8 protein-coding genes are annotated in these 9604 nt (G+C 70.7%); 4 read left to right on the forward strand and 4 right to left on the reverse strand.

The genetic code is table 11. The annotated features are described in order from the left end of the window. The first annotated feature begins 105 nt into the window (after positions 1-105). The 3 genes from MEICH_RS0107215 to MEICH_RS0107225 are packed head-to-tail and all read left to right on the forward strand — an operon-like array spanning position 106 to position 4014. Positions 106-543: a glycosyl hydrolase-related protein gene (locus MEICH_RS0107215; protein ID WP_157202654.1), complete on the forward strand. Its 438-nt coding sequence runs from the start codon at positions 106-108 to the stop codon at positions 541-543. Then, on the forward strand, positions 540-1844 hold the full coding sequence (locus MEICH_RS0107220; protein WP_027892055.1) for a four-carbon acid sugar kinase family protein: 1305 nt from the start codon (positions 540-542) through the stop codon (positions 1842-1844). Before MEICH_RS0107215 ends, MEICH_RS0107220 begins: the two co-directional genes overlap by 4 nt. Continuing rightward, on the forward strand, positions 1837-4014 hold the full coding sequence (locus MEICH_RS0107225) for a glycoside hydrolase family 3 N-terminal domain-containing protein (RefSeq protein WP_027892056.1): 2178 nt from the start codon (positions 1837-1839) through the stop codon (positions 4012-4014). Before MEICH_RS0107220 ends, MEICH_RS0107225 begins: the two co-directional genes overlap by 8 nt. 536 nt (positions 4015-4550) lie before the next feature. Here MEICH_RS0107225 and MEICH_RS24075 read toward each other — a convergent pair. After that, positions 4551-5588, reverse strand: a complete 1038-nt coding sequence (locus MEICH_RS24075; RefSeq protein ID WP_051304020.1) for a BON domain-containing protein — start codon at positions 5586-5588, stop codon at positions 4551-4553. A gap of 341 nt (positions 5589-5929) precedes the next feature. Here MEICH_RS24075 and MEICH_RS24080 point away from each other — a divergent pair, with 341 nt between their 5' ends. Next, entirely contained in the window at positions 5930-6274 is a 345-nt protein-coding gene (locus MEICH_RS24080; RefSeq protein ID WP_275052623.1) for a response regulator, read from the forward strand. A 61-nt stretch (positions 6275-6335) separates the two neighbouring features. Here the strand turns inward: MEICH_RS24080 and MEICH_RS24085 are convergent, their stop codons facing one another. From MEICH_RS24085 to MEICH_RS27000, 3 genes are all read right to left on the reverse strand, one after another. Beyond that, the gene (locus tag MEICH_RS24085) at positions 6336-6704 is read right to left on the reverse strand and encodes a response regulator (protein WP_051304022.1); all 369 of its coding nucleotides are present in this window, start codon (positions 6702-6704) and stop codon (positions 6336-6338) included. A gap of 87 nt (positions 6705-6791) precedes the next feature. After that, positions 6792-7160, reverse strand: coding sequence for a response regulator transcription factor (locus MEICH_RS24090; protein WP_051304023.1), 369 nt, complete (start codon positions 7158-7160; stop codon positions 6792-6794). 439 nt (positions 7161-7599) lie between these two features. Further along, on the reverse strand, positions 7600-9604 hold a 2005-nt coding region (locus MEICH_RS27000; protein ID WP_084542219.1), incomplete at its 5' end, for an ATP-binding protein.

The raw sequence follows: 9604 nt of genomic DNA on the forward strand, positions 1-9604 counted from the left end.
GGGTATAGGGGGGCAGGGTTCGACCCCAGGGGAGTGGCGGTACGCCATAGCCGCCGCGCGGCGGTTTACTCGAGTGAAGCGGCGGCCGTAGGGACAACGCGCGCGTTGTCCCTACACCCTGCGGTGCTGCGCTGGCGCTACCGGCTGTTCAGCGGGGCCAGCGTCGGAAAAGCCGAGGCGACGCGCCGTGGCCTCTACGCCCGCCGCATCTCCCGCATCTGCTTCCAGGACTTCCGCGAGGTGAAAGAACCCTACGCCGGCGCCGCGGGGGGGACGCTGGCGCGGCTGGAGGGCCCGGTCATACCCTCCACCCTGCGGGCGGCGCGGGACGGCAGGGGCTTCGTGCTGCGGGTGAAGGAGGTCGAGGGCAAAGGCGGGGAGGCCCGCTTCTGGCTGCCGGGGCGGCGCGTGGCGCGGGCCTGGGCCACTGACCTGCTCGAGCGCGAACGCCGGCCGCTCGAGCCGGACCCCGGCGGGGGCCTGCGCTTCCCGGTCAAAGCCCGGGGCTTCGCCACGGTGCGCTCCGAACTGGAGGGCGCATGAGGCCGCGGGTGGGCGTGGTGGCCGACGACATCACCGGCGCGGGCGACATCGGCGGGCTGTTCGCCAAGCACGGCTACGCGGTGCGCGTCTTCGGGGCCGAGGCCGACCTGGCAACCCTGCCCCGCCTCCTGGAGGGCCGGCGCCACGACGTGCTGGTCGTGGACACCGACAGCCGCTTCCTGAGCCCGGAGCTGGCGCGGGAGCGGGTGGCGAGGGCGGCTCGAGCCCTCCAGGACCTCGGCTGCACGCTCTTGTGGAAGAAGACCTGCTCGGTGTTCCGCGGCAACGTGGGGGCCGAGTTCGACGCCCTGCTCGACGCGCTGGGCGCCGGCTTCGGGGCGGCGGTGGCGGCCTTCCCCAAGAACGGGCGCACCACCCTGCACGGCGTCCACTACGTGCGGGGGGTGCCGCTGAACGAGTCCGAGTTCAAGGACGACCCCGTTCACCCCACGCGCACCGCCAACCTGCTCGAGGTCGTCGCGGCCCAGTCCCGCCGCCCGGTGCGGAGCCTGCCGCTCGAGGCGCTGCGCGAAGGGCGGGCCGAGGAGGTGCTCGAGGCCGCCCGGCGGCAGGGGGGCTACCTGCTGTGCGACTGCCAGACCCAGCAGGACCTCCACGCCCTCGCCCGCCTGCTGCACGCCGAGCCCGTCCTGCTCGGCTCCTCCGCGCTGGCGGAGGAGCTGCCCCATTTCTGGGAGGCGCCCGAGCCCTTCGACCCGCTGGCCGGGGTGGACCTCGGCCCGGCCCACAACGCGCTGGTGGTGGCGGCCAGCGTGATGCCCCAGACCCGCGCCCAGGTGGAGGCCTTCGTGGCGGCGGGCGGGGCCGAGCTGGTCCTGAGCGGGGAGGAGGCCCTCGCGCACCCCGAGCGGGCTCGAGCCGCCCTCGCCGGACAGGCCGTGCGGCACCTGCGGCGCGGGCAGGACGTGCTGGTGCGCTCGGAGAACTACCCCGAGGCCGTGCGGCGCACCCGCGAGCGCGGGGAGGCGCTGGGGCTGGGGGGCCTCGAGGTCAGCCGGCGCGTCTCCGGGCTGCTGGCGGAGGTCGCCCGTGAGGCCCTGGCCCACACCGCTGTGCGCCGCCTGGTCGTGCTGGGCGGCGACACCTCGGCCAGCGTGTGCCGGGCACTGGGCATCCACCAGACCGTGGTGCTGCGCGAGATCCAGCCGGGGCTGCCCTCGAGCCTGGCCGTGCTGGAGAAACCCCTGCTGCTGGTGCTCAAGTCGGGCTCCTTCGGCCAGCCCGACTTCATCCTGCGGGCCCTGGAACACCTGGAAAACCTGAGGTCAAGCCATGACTGAAACCCTGCCCTTCCGCGACCCCGCCCGGCCCCTGGACGAGCGCGTCCGGGACCTCGTCTCCCGCATGACCCTGGAGGAGAAGCTCTCGCAGATGACCCACCCCGCCCGGGCCATCCCCCGGCTGGGCGTCCCGGCCTACAACTACTGGAACGAGGCCCTGCACGGCGTCGCCCGCAACGGCCGCGCGACCGTGTTCCCCCAGGCCATCGGCATGGCCGCGACCTGGGACCCCGCGCTCATCCGCGAGGTCGCCGGCGCCATCGCCGACGAGGGCCGGGCCAAGCACCACGAGGCGCTGCGGCAGAAGGGGGAGACCGACTGGTACCAGGGCCTCACCTTCTGGTCGCCCAACGTCAACATCTACCGCGACCCCCGCTGGGGCCGCGGCCAGGAGACCTGGGGCGAAGACCCCCACCTCACCGGCGAGATGGGCAGCGCCTTCGTGCGCGGCCTGCAGGGCGACGACCCCAAGTACCTCAAGGCCGCCGCCTGCGCCAAGCACTTCGCGGTGCACTCCGGCCCCGAGAAGCAGCGCCACGGCTTCGACGCGCGGGTGAGCCTGCGCGACCTGCACGACACCTACCTGCCCGCCTTCCGGAAGCTGGTGACCGAGGCGAAGGTCGAGGCGGTGATGGGGGCCTACAACCGCGTCAACGGCCACCCCTGCTGCGCCCACCCCTACCTGATGGGCGAGGTCTTGCGCGGGGAGTGGGGCTTCGGGGGGCACTTCGTCTCCGACTGCTGGGCCGTGGCCGACTTCCTCCACGGCCACAAGATCGTCTCCGACGCGGCCGAGGCCGCCGCCCTGGCGCTGAAGGCGGGGTGCGACCTCGAGTGCGGCGACGTCTACCGCAAGCTGGGCGAAGCCTTCGAGCGCGGCCTCATCACCGAGGCCGACCTCGACGCCGCCCTCTCCCGCCACCTCGCCACCCGCTTCAAGCTGGGCATGTTCGACCCGCCCGAGGCCGTGCCCTATGCCCAGACCCCCATGAGCGTGGTGGGGAGCGAGGCCCACCGCGAGCTGGCCTACCGCGCCGCCGTGAAGTCGGTGGTGCTGCTGAAGAACAAGAACGGCATCCTGCCGCTGCGCGGCGTGCGCAGCGTGGGCGTCACCGGCCCCAACGCGGCCGCCGCCGACGTGCTGCTCGGCAACTACCACGGCCTCTCCGACCGGCTCACCACGCTGCTCGAGGGCGTCGTGGCCCGCGTCCCCGAGGGCGTGCGGCTCGACTACCGCCTGGGCACCCAGCTCGTCCACGAGGCGGCCTACCCCATCCGGGGCTTCCCGCCCGAGCTCACCTCCTGCGACGCGGTGATCGCCTGCATGGGCATCTCCCCGCTGCTGGAGGGCGAGGAGGGCGAGTCCATCGGCTCCGCCGAGAAGGGCGACCGCAGCCGCATCGAGCTGCCCGAGGTGCAGGCCGAGTTCCTCCGCAAGCTGGCCGCCGCCGGGGCCAGGATCGTGCTGGTGCTCACCGGCGGCGGCCCCGTCGCGCTGGGCGACCTCGAGGACCTCGTGGAGGCCATCGTCTTCGTGTGGTACCCCGGCCAGGAGGGCGGCCGGGCCGTCGCCAGCGTGCTCTTCGGCGACGAGGCCCCTTCGGGCAAGCTCCCCGTGAGCTTCCCGCGCTCCACCGCCGACCTGCCCCCCTTCGAGGACTACTCCATGGTCCCGAAGCCGCCTCAGCGGCCCGGCGATGCCGGTACTCGGGGGCGCACCTACCGCTACGCCGAGGCCGAGCCCCAGTTCCCCTTCGGCTTCGGCCTGAGCTACACCGCCTTCGAGTACCAGGGCCTGAAGCTGGAGAAAGATCGCCTGCAGCCCGGCGAGCCGCTGCGCCTCGAGGCCACCGTCGCCAACACCGGCCCGGCCGCGGCGGAGGAAGTGGTGCAGTGCTACCTGCAAGACCTCGAGGCCTCCGTCCCCGTCCCGCGCTGCAAGCTGGTGGGCTTCACCCGCGTCGCCCTGGAGCCTGGCGAGTCCCGCACGGTCGCGTTCACCCTCACCCCCGAGCAGATGAGCCTGGTGGACGAGGACGGCAAGCTGCGCCTCGAGCCCGGCGAATTCCGCGTCACCGTGGGCGGCTGCTCACCGGGTGAACGGGGGCTCGAGCTGGGGGCCCCTCGGCCGGTCGGGGCGGTTTTTACCGTGGGGAGTCATAGCCGATAGCTGATAGCTGATAGCCAAACGCAAAACGCAAAACGCAAGACGCAAGACGCAAGACGCAAGACGCAAGACGCAATACGCAAGACGCAATACGCAAGACGCAATACGCAAGACGCAATACGTAAAGCGCCTCATTGGGGTTAATCATCCACTGGGGTTGTGCCCGCCCCCCAGGCCAACTACAGCCCCACTTCCCCGTGGAAGGGCGCTCGATGGTCGCTGCCGTGCCCCGGCCGGGGTGTGCGGCTCACGCGGGAGGGGGTGGGCGGGGTGGCGCAGACGAGCATGCCGCCGACCCCGGCGGCATGTCTGCGAGTCCCTCGGGGGAGCCCAGGGGGAGCAGGTTTCCGGCGTATGCCGGATCGCGTACCGCGATGCCCTCGCCATGTGGAATGGCCTCCCCCTCGCTCCCCTGACGGCGGAACCGCGGTCGCCAAATCAAAGCACCGCAAACCACCTTTCACCGCCAGCGCAAAGGGAAAAGGGGCGAACCTTGCGTTCGCCCCTCCTGGGTTTGGGTCTTCGTGGACGCCCAGAGCCTAGCGCTGGCTCTGGCTGCGGCTGCGCGAGCCTCTCTCGCCGCCCTCCTGCTGCCCACCCTGCTCGGCCTGGCTGGCGGTGTCCGACTGCCCCTGGCCCTGCTGCTTCACCCGGATGTTGTTCTGCACCTCGCGCACGCCCGTGCACATCTCGGCGATCTCCTCGGCGCGGCGCTTCTGCTGGCGGTCGGTCACGGTGCCCGTGAGGGTGACCTCGCCGCCCGACACCTGCACCTCGATGTCGCTGGCGTCGACGTCCCAGGCCTCCATCAGGCGGTCGGAGACTTCCTCGCGGATGCGCTCGTCGCTGCGCTGGTAACCCTTGGGGCCCTTGCCGTAGTGCTGGCCGCGGGTGCCCTGGCCCATGCCCTGGCCGCCCTGCCAGCCTTGTCCGCCCTGCCAGCCCTGGCTTCCGTAGCCGCCCTGGCCCCCTTGCCAGCCCTGGCCGCTGAGCCCCTGGCCGCCCCAGTTCCTCTGGCCGCCCTGCCAGTCCTGGCCGTAGTAGGAGCCGCCGAACTGGCCGCTGTAGCCGGCGGTGCCGCCCTGGCCGCTCCAGTAGCCGCCCATGCCCTCGCCGTAGCGGCCCTGCCCGCCTTGCCAGCCCTGCCCACCGTATTGGTCGCCGTAGCGGCCACCCTGGCCGTACTGATCTCCGCCGTAGCGGCCACCACCCTGGCCGTATTGGTCGCCGAAGCGGCTGACGCCGCCTTGGGTGCTGTAGCGCCCCTCGTCCTCGTAGCTGCCATAGCCACCCCGGCGACCCCGGCCGAACTCCTCACGACCCCGGCCGATGTCTTCGCGGCCGTAGCCCGAGCGGTCGTAGTCCTCGTCGTAGCGGCCGCCGTAGCCCCGGCCTTCCGAGTAACGGTCCTGGCTCATGTAGCGCTCGTCGCCCCGGTCGCGGTCGTGGCGGTCGTAGCGGTCGTAGCGGTCCTCGTCGCCTTCGTAAGCGTCGCCGCGGCGGCCGGAGGTCTGGTAGGTGTCGCGCTCATCACGACGGTCTTCACGGTCGTATCGGTCGGTGTTGCGCTTAGCCATAGAATTCCTCCTCCTCTGGCGGTAGCTTCACCGCCGGATGGCTTAAAACGGTGCTGCGCTCGAGTTTGGGCCCAAATCCGAAGCTTAGCGAACATACCATAAGCGCACTTGCTGAACGTGGCCTGAGTGCCGATGACGACGCGATTTTTGCCACTCTTAAGTGTTAACTCTTAAGGGTGTTATACCGCTACGTGGGCGGGGCGTGGATAATCAGGGTCGGGGCTTCTCATCGTTATAGCCGCAGGGGGGGCTTGCGATAGCCGAAATGGCTTCAGGCCTGCCTCAGCATTAGCAGCCACATTGGGAGAGAGCGGGGCCAGACCGTGGCATTGATTCTGGTAGTGGATGACGAGGCGAGCGTACGGTCTTTTTTGCGCAGAACCCTGGGCCTGTACGGCCATGAGGTGATGGAGGGGGAGACCGGTTTGCAGGCGGTGCAGATCACCGCCGAGCGATGTCCCGACCTGATGATCCTCGACTACAACCTGCCGGGCCTCGACGGCCTCGAGGTGCTCGAGACCATCGCCCGGCACTGCCCCTTGCACAAGGTGCTCATGCTCACGGGCCGCGACGACTACGAGGTGCAGGACAAGGCCGTGGCGCTGGGCGTGGGGGCCTTCGTGCAGAAGCCGATCGACCTGAACCGGCTCATCGCTTTGGTGGACGCCCTGCTGAAGAAGCCCTAGACCGCCGCTCAGGGTCCTTGGCCCGGATGACCCGCTTTTCGAATTCGGTAGGGCCCCGGGCTCAGCCCCTGGCGGGGCCTAAGACCCCCTGGACCACGTCGAGGAGGCGCTGAGGGTCGATGGGCTTGACCTCGAACCGGTCGGCGCCCAGGGCCAGGGCCTCGCGCCGCACCTCGGGGTCGTCGTTGGCGGTGAGCAGGATCACGGGCAGGCTGGGCCGCTCGAGCTTGAGCTGGCTCAGCACGGTCAGGCCGTTGGCCCCGGGCAGCCAGTAGTCGAGGATGACCACCTCGGGCCGGTACTCGCGCACCGCCTTCAGGCCCTCCTCGCCGCTGAGCACGCTCTCGACCTGGAAGCCGGCCACGCGCAACACCCGCCGCAGGTAGCCCTGGACCATCAGGCCGTCTTCGATGATCAGAACCTTCGCCATCGGCTGTGCCCTGGCCGCTGCGGGCGGATGGCCCGGGGAATTCGGGTCTTGGACAATGGGTCGCTCACGGTCCTCTCGCCGGCGCCTTCACGTCGAATTCGTGCTCCCCAGCAGCCCGTTCACGGTGTCGAGCAGTTGGTTGATGTTGACGGGCTTGACCAGGTAGGCCGCCGCCCCTACCAGATCCTCGGGCTGGTTCTCCTCCTCGTCCTTGGCGCTGAGCACCACCGTCTTGAGCACGATGCCCTGCGCGTCCAGGTGGTGGAGCACCTCTTTGCCGTCGAGGCCCGGCATCATCAGGTCGAGGATGAGCAGGTCGGGGCGATCGGCCTCGAGCCGGTGCAGGCACTCCTCCCCCGAGGCCAGGGTCTCCACCGTGTAGCCGGATAGCCCAAGCGCGCGCTGCAGGAAACGGCGTACCGAGGGGTCGTCATCCACCACGAGGATACGCTTCATAGCTTCCTCATCCTGGCTGAACTAAGTCTATAGCAAAGCCCAGGCCATACATTAGAACCGCTGCTACGGCCTCAGCTAAAAAGCATACGCCAAAGGAGGCAAGGCGGGGAACACCCCTGCACGGGCGGAGCCTAGTATCCTACCGGATTCAAAAAGATAATCATCCGATCCGAAGAGCCCGGAGGCTATCTTTTTGAATCCTAGAGCACTCCCTTCGGTCGGGTTAGTTCGTCACCGAACGGTGACGAACTAACCGAATCTGGTATCATTTGACAGAAAAAGTCAGAGGCTATCTTTGCGAATCCCAGAGCACACCCCTCCCTGGCGGTCGGCGAAGAAAGCGTATCCCTCCCGAGGGGCGGCACCGCCCTCCGCTACGCGGATAACTTCGGCCCTGTCAGTTTGTCACCATTCGGTGACAAACTGACCAAATCGGGTATTACTCCCCGTGGGGCCGCTCGGGCGGGGTGAGCGGCAGGCGCACGAAGGCGGCGGTGCCCCGGCCCAGCTCGCTCTCGAGCCGGATGTCCCCCCCGTGGTACTCCACGATCCAGCGGGCGATGGACAGCCCCAGCCCCGTGCCCCCAGGGTCGCGCGAGCGCGAGACGTCGGCGCGGTAGAAGCGGTCGAAGACGCGGGGCAGGTCGTGGGGGGCGATCCCCACCCCGCTGTCGCGCACCCAGAACTCGGCCCAGCCCTCCGCCTCGCGCCAGCCCAGCCAGACCTCTCCGCCCTCCGGGGTGTACTTGAAGGCGTTCTCCAGCAGGATCAGCACGAGCTGCTTGATGCGGTCGGGGTCGGCGACCAGGGGGAGCGGGGGGCCGGGCTCGAGCCACAGCCGGTGCTCGCGGCTGAGGTGGCGGGCCTCGCCCGCGGCCTGGCGCAGCACCTCGCCGAGCTCCATGCGGGCCAGGCGCAGCGGCACGCCGGAGTCGCCGCGCGCGAGGGTGAGGAGGTCGTTGACCAGGCGCGACAGGCGGGCCGCCTCCTGCGCCGACTCGCGCAGGGAGGCCGCACGCTCCTCTGGGGGGATGTCCCTGAAGAGCGTGAGCAGCTCGAGGTTGCCCAGGATCGCGGTGAGGGGGGCGCGCAGCTCGTGCGAGGCGTCGGCGACGAAGCGGCGCTGGGCCTCGAGCGAGCGGCGCAGGGCCTGGTCGGCCTGGGCCCGCTCCACCAGCGGCCACACCCGGCCCGCCACCTCCTGCGCCAGCCCCACCTCCTCGGCGTGCCAGTGGCGCGGCCGGGCGCTGACGAGGTTCATCACCGCCACCCATTCCCCGCGGTAGAACTGCGGGACGCTCACGAAGGCCCGCACCCCGGTCTGGCGGTAGTTCGCCGCGAGGGCCGCGGTGAAGGGGTGGGCCTCGGCGTCCTCGACCTTCAGGGTCTCGCCCCGCCGGTACGCGGCCTCGCCTTCCGGGGTGATGAGGTTGGCGATGGGGTAGGAGCCGGCCAGGCTCGGCAGGCCCCGCGACCAGTCGCGCAGCACCGTGAAGCGCTCGCCCTCGATGCGGGCGAAGTGGCAGCGGTCTACGGCGAGGTACTCGCCCAGGGCGCTCGAGGCCGCCGCCAGGATCTCCTCGGGCTCGCCCAGCGGGCGCAGGCGGGCCTCGAGGTCGAGCAAAAAGCGGTCGTCGAGCTCGGCCCGCTTGCGCTCGGTGATGTCCTCGATGTAGCCCACCCACTCCCGGACCTCGCCGCCGGGGCCCAGCATGGGCACCGCACGCACCAGGACGTGGCGGTACTGCCCGTCGCCGCGGCGCAGGCGGTACTCCATCTCGAAGGGCGTGCGGCGGCCGAGGGCCTCCTGCCAGGCCTGGGCCACCTTCCCGCGGTCGTCGGGGTGGACGGCCTCGAACCCGCCGAAGTTCTGGTACTCCTCGAAGCGCTGGCCCGTGAAGCGTTCCCAGCTCTCCTGCCGCCCCTTGAAACGCCCGTCGGGCTCCGCGCTCCAGACGATGTTGGCCGAGTTCTGCACCAGCAGGCGGTAACGCTCCTCGCCCGCGCGCAGGTCCTCGTAGAGGCGGGCGCGCTCGAGGGCCTGGGCGCACAGGCCGGCCAGGGTGAGCACGAAGGCCTGCTCCGCCGGGTCCCACTCCAGCGTCCCCGCGAAGCTGAAGTTGAGGCTGCCCACGACCTCCCCGCCCACCCACAGCGGCAGGCTCACCCCGGCCTCGCTGCCCAGGGCGCGGATGTCGGGCTCGAGGTGGGGGTACTGGCGGGCGAAGTCCGCGCTCGAGTGCATCCAGCGGGGATGCCCGTCGCGTGCCGTGTCGGCGGCGGGGATGGGGGAGTCGAGGGGTATGGCGTAGTAGCGCTTGCCCAGCTCGGGGTCTACCGGCACCGTGGCGGCGCGGGCGACGGCCCGCAGGGTGGCGCCCTCGCGCAGGAACAGGGCGCCGGTGCGGGCCCCCAGCACCGCGGCTCCCTCCTGCGTCGCGGCC

The sequence above is a fragment of the Calidithermus chliarophilus DSM 9957 genome, assembly GCF_000430045.1.
In the GTDB taxonomy this organism is placed as follows: Bacteria; Deinococcota; Deinococci; order Deinococcales; family Thermaceae; genus Calidithermus; species Calidithermus chliarophilus.